The 20435-nt window shown below is 43.3% G+C and carries 20 protein-coding genes and 1 riboswitch; of the genes, 7 read left to right on the top strand and 13 right to left on the bottom strand.

All coding sequences use genetic code 11. The features are described from left to right. From B151_RS0105960 to mutS, 9 genes are all read right to left on the bottom strand, one after another. The gene (locus B151_RS0105960) at nt 1-408 is read right to left on the bottom strand and encodes a hypothetical protein (RefSeq protein WP_020402698.1); all 408 of its coding nucleotides are present in this window, start codon (nt 406-408) and stop codon (nt 1-3) included. After that, nucleotides 405-1331, bottom strand: a complete 927-nt coding sequence (gene rsmH, locus B151_RS0105955; RefSeq protein ID WP_211207827.1) for a 16S rRNA (cytosine(1402)-N(4))-methyltransferase RsmH — start codon at nt 1329-1331, stop codon at nt 405-407. The genes B151_RS0105960 and rsmH overlap by 4 nt, the downstream gene beginning before the upstream one ends. A 1-nt stretch (nt 1332) precedes the next feature. Further along, nucleotides 1333-1800: a division/cell wall cluster transcriptional repressor MraZ gene (mraZ, locus tag B151_RS0105950; RefSeq protein ID WP_020402696.1), complete on the bottom strand. Its 468-nt coding sequence runs from the start codon at nt 1798-1800 to the stop codon at nt 1333-1335. 333 nt (nt 1801-2133) lie between these two features. Beyond that, on the bottom strand, nt 2134-3270 hold the full coding sequence (locus B151_RS0105945) for a DmpA family aminopeptidase (protein ID WP_020402695.1): 1137 nt from the start codon (nt 3268-3270) through the stop codon (nt 2134-2136). Nucleotides 3271-3373: 103 nt separating this feature from the next. After that, nucleotides 3374-4483: a homoserine dehydrogenase family protein gene (locus B151_RS0105940; RefSeq protein ID WP_020402694.1), complete on the bottom strand. Its 1110-nt coding sequence runs from the start codon at nt 4481-4483 to the stop codon at nt 3374-3376. 4 nt (nt 4484-4487) lie between these two features. Continuing rightward, entirely contained in the window at nt 4488-5528 is a 1041-nt protein-coding gene (metX, locus tag B151_RS0105935) for a homoserine O-acetyltransferase MetX (protein ID WP_020402693.1), read from the bottom strand. Nucleotides 5529-5593: 65 nt separating this feature from the next. Continuing rightward, on the bottom strand, nt 5594-6922 hold the full coding sequence (locus B151_RS0105930; protein ID WP_020402692.1) for an O-acetylhomoserine aminocarboxypropyltransferase/cysteine synthase family protein: 1329 nt from the start codon (nt 6920-6922) through the stop codon (nt 5594-5596). Nucleotides 6923-7067: 145 nt separating this feature from the next. Beyond that, a riboswitch (SAM riboswitch) is annotated at nt 7068-7209 on the bottom strand. 473 nt (nt 7210-7682) lie between these two features. Then, a complete protein-coding gene (era, locus tag B151_RS0105920) occupies nt 7683-8573 on the bottom strand; it encodes a GTPase Era (protein WP_020402691.1) in 891 nt (296 codons plus the stop codon). A 210-nt stretch (nt 8574-8783) separates the two neighbouring features. Continuing rightward, on the bottom strand, nt 8784-11453 hold the full coding sequence (gene mutS, locus B151_RS0105915; protein ID WP_026166515.1) for a DNA mismatch repair protein MutS: 2670 nt from the start codon (nt 11451-11453) through the stop codon (nt 8784-8786). A 463-nt stretch (nt 11454-11916) separates the two neighbouring features. Here mutS and B151_RS0105905 point away from each other — a divergent pair, with 463 nt between their 5' ends. Then, nucleotides 11917-12825 (top strand): YihY/virulence factor BrkB family protein, encoded by a 909-nt coding sequence (locus tag B151_RS0105905; RefSeq protein ID WP_020402688.1) that lies wholly within the window; start codon nt 11917-11919, stop codon nt 12823-12825. After that, on the top strand, nt 12825-13421 hold the full coding sequence (locus tag B151_RS0105900) for a DNA-3-methyladenine glycosylase (protein ID WP_020402687.1): 597 nt from the start codon (nt 12825-12827) through the stop codon (nt 13419-13421). The genes B151_RS0105905 and B151_RS0105900 overlap by 1 nt, the downstream gene beginning before the upstream one ends. Nucleotides 13422-13479: 58 nt before the next feature. Here B151_RS0105900 and B151_RS0105895 read toward each other — a convergent pair whose 3' ends face one another. Beyond that, the gene (locus tag B151_RS0105895; RefSeq protein WP_020402686.1) at nt 13480-13980 is read right to left on the bottom strand and encodes a DUF4168 domain-containing protein; all 501 of its coding nucleotides are present in this window, start codon (nt 13978-13980) and stop codon (nt 13480-13482) included. Nucleotides 13981-14227: 247 nt separating this feature from the next. Between B151_RS0105895 and B151_RS0105890 the strand changes: the two genes are divergently transcribed. From B151_RS0105890 to B151_RS0105880, 3 genes are all read left to right on the top strand, one after another. Beyond that, nucleotides 14228-14854 (top strand): YceI family protein, encoded by a 627-nt coding sequence (locus B151_RS0105890; RefSeq protein WP_020402685.1) that lies wholly within the window; start codon nt 14228-14230, stop codon nt 14852-14854. Between the two features lie 94 nt (nt 14855-14948). Then, nucleotides 14949-15503: a DUF6580 family putative transport protein gene (locus B151_RS0105885; RefSeq protein WP_020402684.1), complete on the top strand. Its 555-nt coding sequence runs from the start codon at nt 14949-14951 to the stop codon at nt 15501-15503. 49 nt (nt 15504-15552) lie between these two features. Beyond that, complete coding sequence (locus B151_RS0105880; RefSeq protein WP_020402683.1) at nt 15553-16272, top strand: SDR family NAD(P)-dependent oxidoreductase; 720 nt, start codon at nt 15553-15555, stop codon at nt 16270-16272. Here the strand turns inward: B151_RS0105880 and B151_RS20435 are convergent, their stop codons facing one another. The 3 genes from B151_RS20435 to B151_RS0105870 are packed head-to-tail and all read right to left on the bottom strand — an operon-like array spanning nt 16273 to nt 18065. Further along, a complete protein-coding gene (locus tag B151_RS20435) occupies nt 16273-16404 on the bottom strand; it encodes a DUF2256 domain-containing protein (RefSeq protein ID WP_211207826.1) in 132 nt (43 codons plus the stop codon). Nucleotide 16405: 1 nt separating this feature from the next. After that, complete coding sequence (locus B151_RS0105875) at nt 16406-16666, bottom strand: DUF3253 domain-containing protein (RefSeq protein WP_020402682.1); 261 nt, start codon at nt 16664-16666, stop codon at nt 16406-16408. Further along, nucleotides 16641-18065 carry a DASH family cryptochrome gene (locus B151_RS0105870; RefSeq protein ID WP_020402681.1) on the bottom strand — a complete coding sequence of 475 codons (1425 nt, stop codon included), beginning with the start codon at nt 18063-18065 and terminating at the stop codon, nt 16641-16643. Before B151_RS0105870 ends, B151_RS0105875 begins: the two co-directional genes overlap by 26 nt. A gap of 102 nt (nt 18066-18167) precedes the next feature. Here B151_RS0105870 and B151_RS0105865 point away from each other — a divergent pair, with 102 nt between their 5' ends. Both B151_RS0105865 and B151_RS0105860 read left to right on the top strand, forming a co-directional pair. After that, nucleotides 18168-19313: a PQQ-dependent sugar dehydrogenase gene (locus B151_RS0105865; protein ID WP_020402680.1), complete on the top strand. Its 1146-nt coding sequence runs from the start codon at nt 18168-18170 to the stop codon at nt 19311-19313. Nucleotides 19314-19394: 81 nt separating this feature from the next. Beyond that, nucleotides 19395-20405, top strand: coding sequence for an isocitrate/isopropylmalate dehydrogenase family protein (locus B151_RS0105860; RefSeq protein ID WP_020402679.1), 1011 nt, complete (start codon nt 19395-19397; stop codon nt 20403-20405). Nucleotides 20406-20435: the final 30 nt, after the last annotated feature.

Raw genomic sequence — 20435 nt, 5'->3', positions numbered from 1 at the left:
TTACTCCTTTATAATTATGACTTCATCAACAGGGCCGCCATTCACAAACCCTTGCTCTTCGGCTTTTCGGTAGATCTCAGCCGGACCGATCATACGGTCGTACCGCAGCTTGAGTTCATCATATTGGGCACGAGTCTTATTGTATTCAGCTTCCAAAGACTGAACTTCTTCCAGCAAACGCTGTGTGGCAAAAACATGTGTAAGGTAGGCCAGCCCCAGTATACCTACAACCAGACTCCCAACGATCACTTTCCAAGGTTTTACCTTTGGCAGGCCAATCTTATTATTACCTGCAGGTTTTGTGGAACCTTTTTTCCCTTTTCGTCCTGAAGTGCCGTTATTAGGAATATCAACTTTTCTCAGGTTTGGGCGAATATCATGTTTCTTAAGTGGGGATTGTACCATCATGATTCGCCTCCTTGAACTTTCTCTGAAATTCGCAGTTTTGCACTCCGGGCGGCTGTATTTCTGGAAACCTCTTCTTTAGATGGGGTGATCACCTGCTTATTCACAGGTTTGATCGGGGATATAGGGTTTCCGTAAAAATCTTTTTCTACTTTGCCTTTGAAGTTTCCGGCTTTAAAAAATCGTTTTACGATACGGTCTTCAAGGGAATGATAAGAGATCGCAACAACGCGGCCTCCGGGTTTTAACACTTTCAGCGACTGCTCCAGTACATTTTCCAGCATTTCCAGTTCGCGGTTCACTTCAATGCGAATTCCCTGGAAAACACGAGCCAGAGATTTGATTTCAAATCGACTATTTACCACTGATGCTACTATTTTTCGAAGTTCTCCGGTGGTTTCGATGGGTCGTGCATCTATAATAGCCCTGGCAATCTTTCTACTTTGTTTTTCTTCTCCATAATGAAAAATGACATCACGCAGGGTTTCGTAATCATATTCATTAACCACCTGGTAAGCTGAGACACCTGACAGATTCCCCATCCGCATATCCAGCGGACCATTTTCCTGAAAACTAAAGCCGCGTTCTGGCTCTTTGATCTGGTGTGTTGAAACGCCAAGATCCAAAAGGATTCCGGCTATCTGACCGTGGGTATGGGGAGGTAGAAGAGTGGTCAGATAGCCAAAATTGCCTTTTATAGGGGTGAAACGAGGGTCATCGCCAATTTTGGATGAAGCAGCTTCAAGCGCTTCATCATCCTGGTCGATGCCGTATAGCCGTCCGTTTTCACCAAGTTGATTAAGAATTTCTTTGGAATGTCCGCCACCACCAAGGGTGCCGTCAACATAAATTCCGTCTTTGTCAGTGATCAAAGCGTCCACTGATTCGCGCAGTAAAACCGGAATGTGCTCTATATATGTAGCCATATCAGTCACCATTGATTTCCGGTTCATCGCCCATTACTTGTTCAAATATCTCTTCAAAAGCATCGTCATCGAGAGCGGCATCGGCCTCAGCCAGTTTATCCGGATCCCATACCTCTATGTATTCTCCCATACCAAGAAAAACGGCTTTTCCGTTTATCTCAGCATACTCAGTAAGGTCTGATGGCAGAGCAATACGGTTTTGCTTGTCGAGGGACAGGTCTTCGGCATAACGCAGGAAATTTCGTTTAGCAAGTCGACCTTTTTTAGTGAAGTTGTTGATCTGAGAAAGTTTCCTTTCAACATTTTGCCACTCATCTTCGGGATATAAATAAAGACAAGGTTCTTGTCCGCGCACGATAGTGAAGCGTTCCTGCGCATCAGGACTTAAAGATTTGCGTAACTTGGCAGGGAAGGCAACGCGGCCTTTGGCATCTATACTATGCTCATATTGTCCTTTAAAACTTGGCACGATATCCCTGCGTGTTTATTAGATTGCTAATGTACATGAAAAGATAGAAGTCCCCACTATCTCCCACTTCACCCCACAATGTACCCTAAAGTACCACTACGTGTCAAGAGTTTGCCATAAGAAAGTGTAAAGTGTGTGTAATTGGGTTTTTTAAGTAATGAGGCTTGTTTTTAAGATCACAAACATATCTTATATATATAGCTCCAAAATGAAGCTAAAAGTGAAACAGGTAAATTTTAGTGCGGGAAAATTAGCCAAAAATGGTAGTTGTGGGAGAGAGTGGGAGAGTTTGTGGGAGACCATCCCAAGTGAACTAATTTTTGGGTTTCAACACTACTGTTCTAAGAGATTATACTTTTCCATTATTTCCAAGACTTTAGGAATGGGAAGCGCCTCCTGGGTATGACCGCGATCACCTGTTATCGTTGTCGCCATAAATAAGGAATTGAGAATTGCTTCTTCAGTGGCTTCGACTGCTGCAAGAAAAAGAGGCGTGGTGGCTGAGTTATTCAGCTCGGTATAGGTTTGGGTTGAACCGGATTTTTTGGCATCGATGCGCACCTCTTCCGAAGTAGAAAAAGCAATCACATAATCGCCGCTGCCGTTGCTGGCAAATCCACCGACTCGCGAAATTCCCAGAAAAGCACGTTTTGCGAGTCGCTCTAAATTACGGGAAAGGAGCGGGGCATCTGTAGCAACAACGATCATGATAGAACCGTCTACATTATAAGGCACCTGACCCGACAAATAGTGATTATCGAGCTCATCTCCCACAGGAGCTCCGTCAATGGAAAGTACACCTCCAAAATTGGATTGCACCAAAACCCCTACAGTATATCCACCTAATGTTTCCGGAAGTTTTCGGGATGAAGTTCCAATCCCGCCTTTATATCCCAGGGCCGAAGTTCCGGTTCCGGCGCCCACACTCCCTTCTTCAACCGGACCGCCTTTGGCATCTTCGAGGGCATCAAACACATGCTGCATGGTTACATGTCGTCCGCGGATGTCATTCAGCCAGCCGTCATTGGTTTCTCCAACCACGGGATTTACGGATCGCACGTTTTCATTTCCAGGCTGACGCAGAACATAATCTGTAATTCCATTTGCTACGGTATGTATGCTAAGCGTGTTTGTTAGTCCAATCGGTGTTTCAATTTCACCCAGTTCCTGGACCTGTGTAAACCCAAGGGCTTTCCCAAAACCATTTCCCACATAAACTGCCGCCGGAACCCGGGATTTGAAAAGGTCTCCATCATGAGGCAAAATCACCGTGACCCCGGTTCGGATATTTTTACCTTCGATAATCGTTCGGTGACCAACTTTCACTCCTTCCACATCAGTGATGGCGTTCAAAGATCCCGGCGTCAAAATTCCCGGTGTGATACCGAGTTCACGAGGCCGTTGTCGTTCCTGGGCATCAATAGTTTGAAAGGAAAGGATGGCAATGAAGAAAAGGGCGATATATCTCATAGGTTACAGTTCCATAAAATCGAATTATTTTGAGGAATGTCGTTTCAAAAAAAGAGATATGCAAAATCCACAGAGGATATTAAAAATTTTGAATCTTAAATTTTTAATTCTCCTTTATAAACCCTCCAATATCAATAATATCTCCTAAAACGCCGGCAGCCGTTACATCGCGGCCCGCACCGGGGCCTTGCACTACAATGGGAGATTCCGAATAACGCTTGGTGTAAATCTGCAAAAGATTATCGGTTCCTTTTAAATTGGCCAGCGGAGAATCACCTTTCACTTCTTCCACACCAACGGCAATTCCTTCTGGGGTGAATTTGCCCACATATCGCAACTTCCGGTTGTTGACCAAAGCCTGAGCATTGCGGCTTTTCCAATGGCTGTCGTAATCGGGAAGATGTTCGAGAAAGTCTTCAATGGAATAAGAAATTAATTTTTCGGGAACCAATGTATCCACCCGAATTTGATTTCGCTCAAACGTATATCCACAGGTACGGGCGAGGATCAGAAATTTTCGGGCTACATCTTCGCCGGAAAGATCATCGCGGGGATCCGGTTCCGAATATCCGCCTTCCTTAGCTTTACGAACAGCTTCACTGAAGGGTATTCCGTTTTGGAGCTGGGTGAATAAGAAAGTCATGGTTCCTGAAGCCACTCCAGATATTTCAGTGATCTCGTCACCGCTGTTGAGCAAAGTTTTGATGGTGCTTATGACAGGTAATCCGGCTCCTACTGCGGTTTCGTATCGGTATTGTGCTTTACCTGAATTATTGGCTTTTATAAGGTGATCGAAATAATCCTGTCCAAAAGTATTTGCCCGCTTGCTGGGCGTGGCAATATGTACGCCATGATTCAGCAAATGCTGATATTGATGTGCCACGACTTCGCTTCCTGTGGCATCCACAAAAATGAGATTACCTTCGTTTCGATCTACCAGTTCATCCGGAATGGAGTTCCAGTCAGTAGGTTCGCCTTCCTTAAGCTTTTTGCCGTTTGTGATGTAATCAATATCGGGGTGCCATTTGGTAAATTTGCTGTTGCAAACGCCAATAATATTTACCTCAAATTGCTGATGATCCAGACCTTTGATCAGTTTCGTTAAAGTTCCCCCGACAGCTCCAATCCCAGCTATAAAAACATGCAGTTTTTTATTCTTGATGGAAAAGTCGGTATGAGGTTCCGTAGATGATTTTTTGAGTGAGAGTGACATAGGTTTATTGTACTTCGGTGAGTGAGTGATAAAATTTTTGTAATTCAATATTTAGCTGATCAAATTCGATCAGAAAAGCATCGTGCCCATAAGGAGATTCCAATTCTGCCAGGTGACTGCTTGGAATGAGTTTTGCCAATTCGCGTTGTTCTTCTATCGGGTAGAGCTTGTCGCTGTTAAACCCGACAATTAAAACCGGCCTGCGGAGGTCTCCTAAAACCCCTTCAAAAGTTCCTCGTCCACGAGATATATCATGACTATCCATAGCTTTGGTAAGCGAGATGTAAGCGTTAGCGTCAAATCGTTCTACCAGCTTTTTGCCTTGATAATTCAGATACGATTCAACTTGAAAAATTTCTTTTTCGGGGTGAATTTCCCGCCCAAATTTTTGCTGATAATTCTCCGGAGTTCGGTAGGTGATCATTGCCATTGCTCTTGCTGCTGCAAGTCCTTTTGCCGGAGGTTGATCTTGATCATAAAAACCATGATTCCAGTTTTTATCTGCGGAAATAGCCAGTCGTTGTGCTTCGCTGATTCCAATAGCCCAGGGAGTATGCGCTTTGCCCATCGCAAAAAGGGCTGCTCTTTGAATTCGCTCATCCATGATCGCAAATTCCAGCGCCGTCATTCCCCCCAGTGATCCGCCAATCACCAATTCAATTTTGTTGATTTCTAATTCATCAAGCAGTTTTTGATTGAACCGGACAATATCCCGAATGGTGATCTCAGGAAATTCTGCTTGCCACGCTTTACCCGTCTTTGGGTTGAAGGATGCAGGACCGGTAGTTCCATAGCAGCTTCCCAGAATATTCGGGCAAATGATAAAATGCTTTTCAGGATCAATGGATTTACCAGAACCGATCAACCCTCCAAACCAATCATCCGCATGGGGATTTCCGGTGAGAGCATGACAAATAAATACCACATTGTCTTTGGCTTTATTGAGCTTTCCCCAAGTTCGCCAGACGATCCGGGGTTGTGGAATTTCAACTCCTGATTCTGTAATAAAAGAATCTTTGAATGTATGCCTGTTAAGTGAGTCCATGATGCTTATTCAATATAAAATGGGACGAGGAATCATTCCCCGTCCCCAAGTTGAGTGATGGACAATTAAGCCGGTACTTTAATTTTTGAGAACGCTTTTTCGAAATCCTCAAGAATATCATCGATATGCTCGATACCAACCGATACCCGGATCAAATCTCCTTTTACTCCACTTGCTTTTTGCTCAGTTTCATTGAGCTGTTGGTGCGTAGTAGAAGCCGGGTGGATGACCAGCGTTTTGGCATCCCCAACATTGGCAAGGTGACTTGACAGTTCCACGTTCTCGATGAACTCACGAGCTGCATCATAGCCGCCTTTTACGCCAAATGTAAATACCGAGCCAAAGTGACCTTCTTTTAGATATTTTTTAGCTCTTTCATGATAATCATGATCTGGAAGTCCTGTGAAGTTGATCCACTCTACGGCGTCATGATCTTTCAGCCAATGAGCTAATTTGAGGGCATTTTCGTTATGGCGTTCAACCCGCAGAGACAGTGTTTCCAATCCCTGAAGCAGCAAGAAACTGTTGAATGGGGATTGAGCCGGGCCGAAATCACGAAGCCCTTCAACCCTTGCGCGAATGGCAAAAGCGATGTTTCCAAAAGGACCATCTTCTCCAAAAACTTCCCAGAAATTCAATCCATGATAGGAAGGGGAGGGCTCACTGAAACCCGGAAATTTTCCATTGCCCCAGTTGAAATTACCGCCATCTATAATCACTCCGCCAATGGACGTTCCGTGTCCGCCAATCCACTTGGTAGCCGAAGCGGTAACCACATTGGCTCCGTGCTTTAGAGGCTGAACCAAAGCTCCACCGGCTCCAAACGTATTATCAACCACGAGAGGGATACCGTTTTCTATAGCCAGAGCCGAGAGTCCTTCGAAATCAGCAATATTTCCACGGGGGTTTCCGATGGATTCCACATAAATAGCTTTGGTTTTATCGTCAATATGCCTGGCATATGCTTCCACCGTTTCTTCCTCTGCAAAGTGCACGTTGATTCCCAATCGGGGAAGGGAAACCTTGAATTGGTTATACGTTCCTCCATAGAGGTTTTGAGTAGAAACAATATTATCTCCGGCATCTGCGAGATTGGTGATCGCTAAAAATTGGGCAGCCTGACCCGATGCAGTTGCCAATGCGGCTGTTCCTCCTTCAAGGGAGGCTAGTCTTTTTTCGAACACATCGGTAGTGGGATTCATGATCCGGGTGTAGATGTTACCGAATTCGCGCAGGGCAAACAGGTTAGCTGCGTGCTCAGTGTCATCAAAATTGAAAGAGGTAGTTTGATAGATCGGCACAGCGCGCGAGCCGGTAGCGGAATCGGGTTCCTGCCCGGCATGCAGTTGGAGGGTTTCAAATTTAAAGTCTCGGTTTTCTTTTTCGTTGCTCATGATAGTTGGTTTTGAGTAAGTGATTTATTGTTTTGTTTGAATCGTGACTGATGATTCTCCTCTGTGAGACTTCATTGCAAAACAAAAAAGCCTCTTTCAGAGATGAATCCGAAAGAGGCTTTTCTTACAAAACCGGGGCTTATCGAACTCATCTTTTCCTCCCGCACATAAAATTTATGATTAGGGGGCAGGATGTAGCACCTTCTCTCCCGGACATAATTTCTATGTGCGGGAGACGGTTGCCAAGGCTTCAAAGGACCTGATCCCTCCACCTTTCGTAATGAGAATGCAACAGTATGTTAAAAGAACATTGAAAATTAAATCAACAAAAAAGCCCTTCTGAGTTGCATTCAAAAGGGCTTGAAAATGTTAAATATATCTTAGCCCTTATGTCTGCGCCATGCACATACACATGCAACACATAATTGCAGAAGAGCTTATGATATTTTGTCCGTTTAATTTCATGGCTTAAAAGCTATGGCAAGATTTTGGATGGTGCAAATTATTTTTTTGATGAAATGAATATGACGCTAATATTGCGGTTGGTCATGGATTTTAAATGGCTATTCTTTTTTGAACTTAAGCTGGATTTCAGGATCGATTCCAAACTCTGATCGTCTTCTATCTTCTGGAGATTTTCTCTTGATAAATAATTTTAAATAGAGAATAGATGAGAGTGGAATGCGCATGAAACCATCACGATAACCAATCAGCGAAAAGCGATAGCCCGCTTAATCCGTGTCATCCACTTTCCAGTCCACTACTTCCCATACCCCAGATTCCGTACCCAATTTTCTTTCTCTCTCCATTTCTCGCGGACTTTAACATGAAGCTCTAAATACACCTGCTTGCCAATAAATTCTTCGATGGATTTACGCGCCTCAATCCCCAGTTCTTTGATAGCCGAACCTCCTTTCCCAATTAGCATTCCCTTTTGTGATTTTTGATTTACTATGATATCGGCAAGAATACGATCGATGTCAACATCCGCATCGTAAGAGGCAATTTCCACGGTACAGGAATACGGAATTTCCTGGTGAAATTGCAGGAATATCTGCTCGCGGATCAGCTCGGAAACAAAAAACCGAACCGGATGTTCGCTCAGATCTTCTTTGGGGTAGAAGGGAGGCCCGGGCAGTAAACTGCTTCGTATATCTTCCATCAATTCCTTCACTCCGGTTCCCGCCGTTGCAGAAACGTAATGTGTGGAACGAATTTTCAGCTTTGCTTCAATTTCCTCAGCCGACTCCCTCGCTTTTTCCTCATTGGCCACGTCCATTTTGTTGACCACCAAATACACCGGCTTGTTAATGGATTTGATGAGCTCGATCACGTCATCGGTGGGATGCTTATCCATCGGATCGTGGATGAAAAGAATTACATCGGCATCACTACGGGCCCGCTCAACCGTTTTCATCATGGCCTTTTGCAGTTCGTATTTAGGAGAAATAACGCCCGGTGTATCCAGGAAAATGATCTGTGTATCTTCATCCGAAAAGATGCCTACGATTTGATGCCGGGTCGTCTGCGCCTTGTGCGTGGTGATGGAGATCTTAGCCCCCAAAATGTAATTCATAAGCGTAGATTTCCCCGCATTCGGCTTCCCTATGATGGCAACGTATCCGGATTTGTGAGCTTTGGTTTCTGGCATAAAGTTTCTGAATAATCTGGGATTGTAATGAGTCTTCCCTTGAGGGGAGAACAATTCAAAAAAGTTGTTCCTTTTTTGAATTTCGTGGGGTGTTGGTGCCAAGGCCTTGATACTTTTACCACAAACACCCTCCTTCCGAGTTCGTATTCACTCACTCCGGCACCTCCCTCAAGGGAGGACTTTCTCACTGGCTTAATAAAGCAATTTTCTTCAATCGACTAATTTCTTCAATTCCGTGATCATCATCAGCGCCTCGATCGGTGTCATCCTGTTAGGATCAGTCGCTTCGAGTTTATTCAGTACGGTTTCAATGCGCGGATCCACATGAGTCTGGAACATAGACATCTGGGAAGTTTCCGGCTGCTTTTCTACTTTTTCTGAAAGATTTTTAGTCGCTTCTTTTTTGGATGATGCTTCCTTCTCAATCGAACCATTTTTGTTGGTGATATCGAGACTGTGGCTTTCCAGATTTTTCAGTATCTCCTTCGCTCGCTCGATCACCACCTGTGGTAATCCGGCCATATCAGCTACCTGAATTCCGTAACTGTGATCGGCTCCTCCTGCCACTAATTTACGCAGAAAAACTACTTTTCCGTCGTGCTCTTTCACCTGCACGTTGTAGTTTTTGGTGCGCTCGTACATTTGCTCCAGCTCATTCAATTCATGATAGTGGGTGGCAAACAATGTTTTGGCAGCTACGGGAGCGTGATTGTGCAAATATTCCGCCAAAGACCACGCGATACTCAATCCATCAAAAGTGGAAGTACCACGACCGACTTCATCCAAAAGAATCAAGGATCGGGGAGTGGCGTTATTCAAAATATTGGCGGCTTCGTTCATCTCCACCAAGAAGGTACTTTCTCCTGCAGCCAGATTATCGGAAGCGCCCACTCTGGTGAAGATCTTATCCACCAATCCAATATTGGCCGATTTTGCCGGGACAAAACTTCCCACCTGAGCCAGCAAGACGATCAGTCCCGTTTGACGCAAAATGATACTCTTACCCGCCATATTCGGTCCGGTGATAATGAGAATCTGATCGTTTTCATTATCCAGCTTGATGTCGTTGGGAATAAACGGCTCACCCATTGGAAGTGATTTTTCAACCACGGGATGCCGGCCTTTTTTGATATCAATTTCTTCATGGTCGCCCACTTCCGGCTTGGCATAATTATTCCGGAAGGCGACTTCAGCAAATCCCTGTAAACAGTCGAGTTCGGCAATGGCTTGGGAGATCTGCTGGATGTCATCGGCAAACTCAGCGACCCAAAGTCGGAGTTCTTCAAACAACTCATATTCCAGTGTTTTGCTTCGTTCTTCAGCCGATAAAACTTTCTCCTCAACTTCCTTCAATTCCGGAGTAATGTACCGCTCAGAATTCACCAGCGTTTGCTTACGGATGAAGCTTTCGGGCACTTTATCCTTGTGCGTGTTGGTCACCTCGATGTAGTAACCAAACACTTTGTTGTAGCCAATTTTTAGTGAAGGAATATTGTGTTTTTTAGCCAGATCGTCTTTGATCTCAGCGATATACTTTTTCCCGTTCTTGGCCACATCACGAAGTTCATCCAGTTCGTCATTGAACGCATCGGCAATCATCCCGCCATCGCGCACACTGGCCGGCGGATCTTCTTTCAGGGCTGAACCGATGCGTTCCTGCACTTCAATCAACAATTTCAGTCGTGATAAAATATCTTGCAGCAGCGGATCATCAATAGCTGAGATCTGACTTTTAAGTCTTGGGATCTGAGCCAGCGATAACTTCAGTTGAACAACATCACGGGCGTTGGTCCGTCCGACACAAATGCGGGAAATGAGTCGCTCCATATCACCGATCTGTTCGAGTTCTTCCCGCAGCGTTTTACGGATCTCGTTGCTGTTATAGAGTTTTTCGACGGCATCCAGGCGCTGTTGGATGGGCTTCAGTCGCTTAAGCGGACGCATGATCCATCTTCTCAATAATCGGCCACCCATGGCCGTACAAGTATCATCCAAAATCGAGATCAACGTACCTTCGGTTCCGCCTTCCTGTATGCTGGCCGTGAGTTCCAGGTTGCGTTTGGTAGACGCATCCAGACTCATGAATTCATTGCTTTCATAGGCATACAACCGGCGCAGGTGACGTAAATACGCCTTCTGCGTTTCCTGCATATAATGCATTAGCGAACCCGCTGCCACATGAGCAATTTCCAGATTCTCGACTCCAAATCCTTTCAGGGAATGGGTTTCAAAATGATCGGTGAGTAAGTTGTAGCCGTAATCGCCATCATACACCCAATCCTCGATATAGGAAATATTGTGGTGAGTGAGCGATTCATCCAGCTTGTTTTTCTTCTTTTGCTGAACCAGGATCTCCGAAGGCTGAATGGCCGCCAGGAAATTATCCAAATGTTCTTCTTTAATATGACTAAGCGCAAATTCACCCGTAGAAATATCCGAAAACGCCACACCGATGGTGGAGCCATCCCAATGCAGGGAAGCGATGTAATTATTCCGCTTATGATCCAGCAACTTTTCCGACATGGTGACGCCGGGCGTTGTGATTTCGGTCACCTCTCGGGTTACAATTTTCCGTCCGGCTTTTTTGGCTTCGTCCGGATCTTCGGTCTGCTCGCAAACAGCTACTTTATGCCCTTTTTTGACCAGCTTAGGAAGATAATTATCCAGCGCGTGGTAAGGGAATCCGGCCAGGGGAGTTTGGTCGCCGCCGTTATTGCGCTTGGTAAGCGTAATTCCCAATTCCTTGCTGATGAGTTGGGCATCGTCGGCAAAAGTCTCGTAAAAATCTCCTACCCGGAAAAGCAAAATGGTGCCCGGATGTTCGTCTTTGATCTGAAAATACTGCCGCATCAGCGGAGTTTGTTTTTTCTTGCCAGCCATGCGCTGTAAAATAGGTGTTTTAAGCTGTTAGATTGCTGATTTTTGAATGCGGAACTTAGCAATGAAATGACTGAAAAACTAAAGGGGATTTGAGCGAGATCTTTAATTGAAATGTAATTGAAGATCATATCCCAAATCATTGAAGCAACCTCTTCATTTTGGCTTGATCCAAAACGAAGCAAAAGATCAAGGCTATAGAAAAAAGCTAAAGCTTGCTCCATTACGCTAAAAGAAGTCAATGTTCCATTTACGGTAGTGGAATTTTCAAGGTTAGTTCACGGAATGACTTCTTTCTTAGCGCTTCATTCTGTAATCTTCTAAACGCTTTTTTCTAAGGCCAGATTCGCTTTGACCTATTTCTTTCAGCAATAGGCTTACAGCAAACTGTTCATATCAAAAATCCCTGCTTGTATTTAACCGTTCATCCTGCGAATTTTAACGGCTCACTAATCAAAAGCACGTTTTGGATAAACAAAAGCAATTTTGGAAACGAGTACTTAAGTTGGCAAGCAAGAAGGATATTTTCTTCAACGCCTCGGCTATCACATTCAATTTATTTATTTGTGCAGTACCGTTTGTGCTCATCCTCATCTCGATTATTGGTTATTTGCTTTCGGCTGAAGAAGCTTTCAATGAAATTGTGAGATATGGCCGTGAATTTTTCCCCAGCTTCACCTATGAAACGCAAAGTGATGATGTATTTCGGGGCGCCATCACCATAGAAACCCTGCTTGAACCATTGATAGGGGCCCGACGTATTTTCGGGATCGTGGGTATTGTGGTACTTCTGTTTTTTACACAAGGATTGCTCCACAGCCTAAAACACGTACTTTTTGATGTGTTCGATATCAAAGAGAGGAAGCATCCAATTATGGATGTGATCTATAATTTCTTTGGATTTAGTGTGATTGGGATCGTCTTTCTGACTTTTAGCCTGGCTGTTTCTACGATCTCACTGTTTAACCTTAGCCAGATCGATATTCCCTTTACAGATATGGTGATCGAGTTACCCTGGATTTATGATTTCCTGAATTTTTTACTGCCGATCTTCCTCGCATTCTTTGTGGTATATGTGGTTTTTAGGTTTGTAAGTGAGCGGAAGATCAAACCCAGAATAGCTTTGATCGCGGCCGGTGTTTATACCATACTTTTTGAGATAGCAAAATATGGTGTCAGTATGTATATGGAATATGCTTTTGCAACTTACAGGTACTTTTATCAAGGGTATACGGTCTTGATCATTCTGACGGTTTGGACTTTCTATACCGCCTTGCTTTTTGTTTTAAGCGGGATGATAGCTCGGGCTTACAAGGATATTTATCTGATGGACCGTCCCTCTATTGAAGAGAATCCATACACAGCTATATCCTGATGGCTAAGAAACTTCCACGCTCTTTTTATGAACGGGATGATGTGGTAAAGATCAGCCGGGAGTTGATCGGAAAGCGATTATGTACCGTAATTGATGGGGTAAAAACGTCCGGCATGATTGTTGAAACCGAAGCCTATAACGGCCGAACCGATGCCGCATGCCATGCCTATCCTGAGGTGAGAACCAAGCGCACCGAAACGCTATACGGCCCTCCGGGATACTCCTACATATATCTGTGTTATGGAATTCACCATCTGTTCAATGTTGTGACAAACAGGGAAGGATTAGCAGATGCCATCCTAATTCGTGCTATTGAACCGGATGAAGGCACTTCATATATGCTTGAACGAAGGAACAGGGATATGCTTAAACCCGTGATAAGCAACGGTCCGGGAAAATTATCACAAGCTTTAGGGCTGACTACTGAACTCGATCAAACGGATTTGCTGGGAGATACTATCTGGATAGAACAAGGTGAAAAGGGAGCAGGAATGGATATTGAGGCTAGTCCTCGTATTGGAGTTGAGTATGCGGGCGAGGATGCCAAACTGCCCTGGAGGTTTACACTGAAAGGCTCAAAATGGGTAAGCAAATAAAAAAGCCCGGCTAACAACGCCGGGCTAAAAGACTATGGGAGACTATTTAGTTCTCCACTTACTGAGAGTCACCTTCCGCACTTATTTCTTCAAAACGATCAGCTACTTCCTGATGTGTTTGAATCGTCAAAGCAAGTTGTTGGAATTTTTGAGGAGTTAAGCCCTCATCCTGAATCGCTTTCACATACTTTGAACGTGCCTCATTGTTAATTTTTTGAAGATTGGGTTGAACGGTCTGAATGGTTTTTTGCTCTTCCTCTGTTACATCAACTTGTTGCGACATTTGTGGATTTTGCATGGCCATCATAATCTGTTGAAAGCGAGAGAATTGCATGCCTTCGTCTTCAAGGACTTTTTTCATCCTGGAATTAGCTTCCTGCTGAATACCTTCTGCAGCTTTGGATACATTTGCCACCATTTGAAGATCTTGGTCCGAAACCTCTTCAGGACTAAGTGGTTTTGGCTGGGGAGGCATTTGCTGTTGCTGTGCAAGAGCAGAACCCGAAATGAATAGGAGGCCTAAGATTAAAGTTAAAGAGTTTTTTAAGAGAGTTGTCATAATTAAAAATGGATTGATATTAAGTATCGGTTAAATAATGCATTAACTAACATGCTTTTATGTACTAATGCAAACCGTAATTAGATGGAAATGTTCTTTATGAGGTTTTGTTTTACATGTTCTAACATTGGCAATGGTGCTGATAGATAAAATTTAATATCAAATAGTTTAATGTTAAACAGAATGATTTTATCTTTGCTTCTGTTAACTCAGAAATTTTAACACTAAATATTAAATCATTCATCAAATGAGAATTCTTAATAAAATAACCACCTTTATTGCTGTAGCCATTTTTGCGGTATCCACACTGGCAATGACAAAATATGCAGCAATGAGCTGGACCATCGACAAAGCGCACAGTGCGATCAATTTTCAAATTACGCACTTCTTTACTCCGGTTAATGGACAGTTCCACGACTATGAAGCCACAGTGAACTTTGATCCTGAAAACCTCGAAGAAAGCATGATCGATGTGCAGATCATGGTAAACAGTATTGATACAGAAAATGAGCGCCGAGACGGACACTTGAAAACACCTGATTTTTTCAATGCTGAAGAGTGGCCGCAGATCAAATTCAGAAGCACCAACATAGAAAAAAGAGGAGAAAATGAATTTGTTGCCAAAGGAACGCTTACCATTAAGGATGTTTCCAAAGAAATTGAACTTCCCTTCAAATTGCTTGGTATCATGGATAATCCAATGAAAGAAGGAACAAAAGTTGCAGGTATTACCGCTTCAACTACTTTGGATAGAACCGATTATAAAGTAGGAACCGGTGATTGGGCGGCTACTGCGGTAGTTGGAGATGAGGTAAAAGTAGATTTGAACCTTGAATTAAATTCAACAGTCTCTACAGATTCCGGTACGTATTAAAAATTTCGGCTAACCGAATTTAATTCAAAGCATCGTTTCATTTGAGGCGATGCTTTTTTTATTTTAAAGATCTAACCAAGCATTTATCAGATCAATGAATAAAAAGCGTTTTTTAGTTTTATCCGGATTCATACTCATTGCCGCACTCTCAAGAATGGTGCCCCATCCCTATAATTTTGCACCGATCGGTGCTATGTCTCTTTTTGGAGCCGCCTATTTTTCAGATAAGAAATTTTCTTTCTTATTACCATTAGCAGCCTTTTTTGTGAGCGACATTTTGGTAAATAACATACTCTTTGCCTCATTCTATGATGGTTTCGTGTTATTTACTCCCGGTTTTTACTGGATGTATGGTTCAATGGCATTAATTGTTTTAGCCGGAATTTTTATTCTAAAAAAAGTAAATCTCAAAACAGTTATTGCCGGTAGTTTTAGTGCTTCTATTATATTTTTTCTGGTAACCAATTTTGGAGCTTGGCTTGGAAGTCCGATGTATCCCCAAACGCTTTCCGGTTTATTGATGAGTTACGGAGCCGGAATTCCATTCTTCCATTACACAGTTGCGGGAGATTTGATCTATTCGGGAGCCTTATTTGGTGCTTTTGAATATGCCCGCCGGAAAATTCCCGGAATACAATTGGCCAACTAATTTTGATCAGGGCTTCACAGGTTGAAGCCCTTTTTAATATCTGCCTGATATGAAAAAGATCATAATTACAGGAGCAACTTCCGGAATTGGTAGAGAGCTGGCTCTTCAATTTGCCAAAAAAGGGCATAAAGTAGGTCTCATCGGCAGAAGAACGGAGCGACTGGAAGAACTGAAAGATGAAATTGGAGAGCAAGCCTATATCCGTACACAAGATGTGACGGAACATGAAGAGGCTGAAAACACATACCGGTCTCTGATCGATGAAATGGGTGGGATGGATATAATGATTTTGAATGCCGGGATGGGCCGCATTCAAATGTTGCCGCCCTGGAAAGCAGAGTCGAAGCTTATTGAGTTGAATGCACTGGCTTTTGCTCATGGTTGTCATTTTGCTTTCGACTACTTTAAGGAACAGGGTCACGGGCAGATCGTAGGAATGTCATCAATGGCGGCTTTATTAGCTCACCACCGTGCAGCAGCTTACACGGCTTCCAAACATTTTATATCTAATTACATGGTGGGGTATCGCCAAAAGGCTAAAAGAGTAGATGCAGATATTTCTGTTACAGAAATTCGGGCAGGTTACATTTGGACAGAAATGACAGAACGGGCTAAAGGCATGTTTTGGGTTGCTTCCGTGGAGAAAGCTGCTTCACAAATGATCCGTGGAATCGATAAGAAAAAGAATATTTTTTACGTAACAAGACGCTGGAGGCTGATGGCTTGGGTAGCAAAGTTAGTCCCGGAATTTATTTGGAATCGGATCTGATTACTTATTTCTTCTGCAGCGTTCACTGCAATATTTGACCTCTTCCCAGTCCCTTTCCCACTTTTTGCGCCACTTGAACGGGCGGTTACAAACCGGACAGATCTTTTCAGGCAGATCGGATTTTTTGATCATATTAGTCACTCTTTGAAAAGACGGACAGTCTGATAGGGCCTTTCGCTTCATCCAGTCTGACTTCCTTTCCTCTTTGTGTGATCTTGATCAGGTTTTCACTTTGCAATTCGCCTGCAACCGTTCGAACGTCATCTACGTGATCTCTCCATACGTCAGAAAACAAGTCTTTTGTTACTTCTGAAGGGCAAACTGATTTTTCAGGACCGCGCTGCCGTGTAAAGGTCAGTATTCTGTTTTTAATCTCTTGCTTTGATTTCTTCATAACTTTCTTCCAGATTGATCATAGGATTTGGATATTCTTTCCCAATCCCTACGGTAAATAACGTTTGTTGTTCGGGATTCATTTTCTGTGGTTCATGAATAAACTCATTAGGTACATTCTTTAATTCCGGAATCCATAAACGAACATAATCACCGTTGGAATCATACTTTTGAGCTTGATTTATGATATTGAAGTATCGGTTTCTGGGATCGTGACCAACCGTAGAATTATATGCCCAGTTGCCATAATTACTGCATGGGTCATAATCCAAAAGCATTGATTCGAAATATTCGGCTCCCATTCGCCAGTCAATATTTAAGTTTTGAGCCAGAAAGCTTGCTACATTTTGCCGCCCCCTGTTACTCATGTAACCGGTGGCATTAAGCTCTCTCATATTAGCATCAATAAAAGGAATTCCTGTGTTACCTTCAGCCCATTTCTTGAAAGTGCCTCTTTCATGCCTCCAGGTTCGTTTTTTCTCTTGAATGCCGGAAGGCCAGAAAATTTTATTACCATATTTCCAGGCAGAGAACCGGAAAAAATCACGCCATATGAGTTCGAAAATCAGCCAATAAGTAGAGACGTTCTTTGTGCGCTGCTCTTCATATTTGCCCACTTCCCAAAAAATTCTTCGGGGAGAAATGCATCCGAAAGCAAGCCATGGCGAAAACTTTGAGGAATAGGCTGCACCAAGCAAGCCATTTCGTGTAAATTTATAATTTTTGAGATGATCTCCCTTCCAAAAGTAATCATCAAGTCGTTTGAGAGCAGCCGATTCCCCTCCTTTAAAACGAAGAGCCGAGCGTTCATCGTAAACCGGTTCACTCAAACCATAGGTACTGTGTTTGGGCAAGTTCTCATTCTCGATGCCGGCTAGTAGTGTTATCTTGCCGGGTATTTCAAATTCCTTGCGGATTCTGGAATGTTGTTCAATGCCCTTTCGGAATGATGTGAAAACTTTCGGAATATCTTCTTTCCCGTATGGAAGGTCATTGATATGATATAGCGTGCTTCCCCAAACAAAGCTTAATTTCGTGTCTAGGTTCTCTTTCAACGCATTCTCCACTTCGATCTCATCCCTTGTAATTTCTTTGGATGTAAAAACCAGGTCGATATCAAATTGTTCGACTAACTCCGGAATGATTTCCTCCGGATGACCATGACGAATGATTAAATCGCCACCCAGCGTTTGTAGTTTTGATCTTAAATCAATAACAGCTTCTAAAAGGAATTGCAGTCGGTGTGCACCGGTTTTTGAAAAACCGAAAGAGGTTAAGGCAAACTGACGAGGATCAAAGCAAAACAGGGGGAGCACTTCCCGGGCCTGACATGCTTTTATAAGGGCTTCGTTGTCGTGTATGCGAAGATCATTTCTGAACCAAACAAGTGACCGCTTCATATTTCTTTTTATCCTAAGAAGTGATTCCTTGTACTTTTCATTCCTTCAATTTCTATAAATTGAAAGGCACTTTTTTACTGAAATATTATCGGAGAAGAGTTTATGAGATATTTTATCTACGTTGTTTTTTTGTTGTTGATGAGTTCATGTGCATCTGAAAACTCACCTGAGAAGAAAGAAAAATCATTGTCTTTAGGTTATTTAGAGGCTCCTGTGGGTTTTTCTGTTGAGATATATGCAGACAGCGTTCCCAACGCACGGCAAATGACAATGGGTGAAAATGGGATTCTCTATGTGGGAACCCGAAGGGATGGAAGGGTTCATGCTGTGGTAGATTCAGATAGTGACCATAAAGCAGATACAGTTTATACCATTGCAAGTGATTTACGTTTACCGAATGGAGTGGCATATAAGGATGGTTCGCTTTACGTTGCCGAGGTGAGCAAAATCTGGAGGTTTGATGATATCGATAACCACCTTGATGATCCGCCAACACCTGTACTCATTACCGATGATTACCCAACGGAAGGACATCATGGCTGGAAATACATCGCCTTTGGCCCGGACGGAAAATTGTATGTTCCGGTGGGAGCTCCATGTAACGTCTGCAATATGGAAAAAGAAAATCCTGTATTTGCATCGCTCACGCGCATAAATCCCGATGGAACGGAACGTGAAATTATTGCACACGGAATTCGGAATACAGTAGGATTTACCTGGCACCCTGAAACCGGAAACCTGTGGTTTACGGATAATAACAGAGACTGGATGGGCGATGACCTGCCTCCGGGAGAACTCAATGAATTGACTGATGAGGGGCTGCATTTCGGTTTTCCATACTTACATGCAAGTAATGTTTGGGATCCGGAATTTGGTGAAGAGGGTAAGAACATGAATGTTGATTTTAAGCCACCGGTTCGAGAATTAGGGCCGCATGTAGCACCTTTGGGTGTGATGTTTTATACCGGGAATATGTTCCCGGATTCTTACAAAAATCAGGCTTTTATAGCTGAACATGGGAGCTGGAACCGCAGTAAAAAAATTGGTTACAGGGTAACTATGGTCAAGTTTGACAATGCCGGAAATCCGGTTTCTTATGAACCCTTTATTTCGGGTTGGCTGCAAGGAGAAGATGATGTTAGGGGGCGGCCTGTTTCGCTCCTGCAACTTGAAGATGGATCGGTGTTGATTTCGGATGACCACGGAAGTAAGATCTATCGCGTAACCTATACCGGAGATCGAAAGTAGGCCGATTGAGACAACACATTTGGGTCTTAAATTGGGTATATTCGAACCCTTAAAAATTTTGAAGTAAATAAATCTAATTTCATGAAAAACGTTGTCCTTATTCCCGGTGATGGTATTGGATCTGAAATCACCAATTCCGTAACTACCATTCTCGAAAAAGCCGGAGCTGAGGTAAACTGGATAGAAAAATCAGCCGGACTAAAAGCTTATGAAGAGACCGGTAATCCTCTTCCTGATGATACGGTAGCCGCTATCGATGAGCATAGAATTGCATTAAAAGGACCATTAACTACCCCTGTTGGTTCGGGATTCCGCTCAGTAAATGTGGCTTTGAGACAAAGATTCAACCTTTACAGTAATATTCGTCCTGCCCGAACACTTCCAAGTATTGAAACTCCATTTCGTGGAGTGGATATGGTTCTGTTTCGCGAAAATACCGAAGGATTATATATCGGTAAAGAAAATTGGGTGGAAGAAAAAGGAGAGAAAAGACATTCTGAGGCTATTGCCGTTGTAACGGAAGAAGCCAGCCGAAAAATTGTTCGTGCTGCATTTGAGTATGCCGTCAAGAACGAGCGGAAGAAAGTGACATTGGTGCATAAAGCCAATATTCTTAAGCTAACAACCGGTTTATTTCTTGAGGTCGGTAAGAAGGTGGCCGAAGATTATCCGGAGATAGAATTTCAAGATCTGATCGTGGATAATATGGCCATGCAAATGGTACTGCGGCCACAGCAATTTGATGTGGTGGTAACAACCAACCTTTTTGGAGATATCTTATCTGACCTGGCTTCAGGATTAGTAGGTGGTTTGGGAGTTACCGGCGCTGCAAACATTGGAGATGATGCTGCCATGTTTGAAGCCGTTCATGGATCTGCACCCGATATTGTTGGCAAAAATGTAGCGAACCCAATGGCCCTTCTGTTTTCATCTTTAATGATGTTGGAACATATTGATCAAAAGCAGGTTGCTGAAAACATCAGAAAGGCCATCTACAAGACTCTGGTAGAGAAAAAAGTGTATTGCACACCGGATATTGGTGGTGAGGGAACAACCTCTACCTTTACACAAGCTGTTTGCGACAATATCTAATTTCTTTGTATTGACAGATCAGTTTTATAA

It is taken from the genome of Gracilimonas tropica DSM 19535, from assembly GCF_000375425.1.
Lineage (GTDB): Bacteria > Bacteroidota > Rhodothermia > Balneolales > Balneolaceae > Gracilimonas > Gracilimonas tropica.
This window is presented reverse-complemented; position numbering and strand designations above follow the sequence as displayed.

Bases quoted from the DNA above. Each gene is read 5' to 3' on its own strand.
- B151_RS0105960 (WP_020402698.1), bottom strand. From the start codon at position 408: ATGATGGTACAATCCCCACTTAAGAAACATGATATTCGCCCAAACCTG.
- rsmH (WP_211207827.1), bottom strand. From the start codon at position 1,331: ATGGCTACATATATAGAGCACATTCCGGTTTTACTGCGCGAATCAGTG.
- B151_RS0105945 (WP_020402695.1), bottom strand. From the start codon at position 3,270: ATGAGATATATCGCCCTTTTCTTCATTGCCATCCTTTCCTTTCAAACT.
- B151_RS0105940 (WP_020402694.1), bottom strand. From the start codon at position 4,483: ATGTCACTCTCACTCAAAAAATCATCTACGGAACCTCATACCGACTTT.
- metX (WP_020402693.1), bottom strand. From the start codon at position 5,528: ATGGACTCACTTAACAGGCATACATTCAAAGATTCTTTTATTACAGAA.
- B151_RS0105930 (WP_020402692.1), bottom strand. From the start codon at position 6,922: ATGAGCAACGAAAAAGAAAACCGAGACTTTAAATTTGAAACCCTCCAA.
- era (WP_020402691.1), bottom strand. From the start codon at position 8,573: ATGCCAGAAACCAAAGCTCACAAATCCGGATACGTTGCCATCATAGGG.
- mutS (WP_026166515.1), bottom strand. From the start codon at position 11,453: ATGGCTGGCAAGAAAAAACAAACTCCGCTGATGCGGCAGTATTTTCAG.
- B151_RS0105900 (WP_020402687.1), top strand. From the start codon at position 12,825: ATGGCTAAGAAACTTCCACGCTCTTTTTATGAACGGGATGATGTGGTA.
- B151_RS0105895 (WP_020402686.1), bottom strand. From the start codon at position 13,980: ATGACAACTCTCTTAAAAAACTCTTTAACTTTAATCTTAGGCCTCCTA.
- B151_RS0105890 (WP_020402685.1), top strand. From the start codon at position 14,228: ATGAGAATTCTTAATAAAATAACCACCTTTATTGCTGTAGCCATTTTT.
- B151_RS0105885 (WP_020402684.1), top strand. From the start codon at position 14,949: ATGAATAAAAAGCGTTTTTTAGTTTTATCCGGATTCATACTCATTGCC.
- B151_RS0105880 (WP_020402683.1), top strand. From the start codon at position 15,553: ATGAAAAAGATCATAATTACAGGAGCAACTTCCGGAATTGGTAGAGAG.
- B151_RS20435 (WP_211207826.1), bottom strand. From the start codon at position 16,404: ATGATCAAAAAATCCGATCTGCCTGAAAAGATCTGTCCGGTTTGTAAC.
- B151_RS0105875 (WP_020402682.1), bottom strand. From the start codon at position 16,666: ATGAAGAAATCAAAGCAAGAGATTAAAAACAGAATACTGACCTTTACA.
- B151_RS0105870 (WP_020402681.1), bottom strand. From the start codon at position 18,065: ATGAAGCGGTCACTTGTTTGGTTCAGAAATGATCTTCGCATACACGAC.
- B151_RS0105865 (WP_020402680.1), top strand. From the start codon at position 18,168: ATGAGATATTTTATCTACGTTGTTTTTTTGTTGTTGATGAGTTCATGT.
- B151_RS0105860 (WP_020402679.1), top strand. From the start codon at position 19,395: ATGAAAAACGTTGTCCTTATTCCCGGTGATGGTATTGGATCTGAAATC.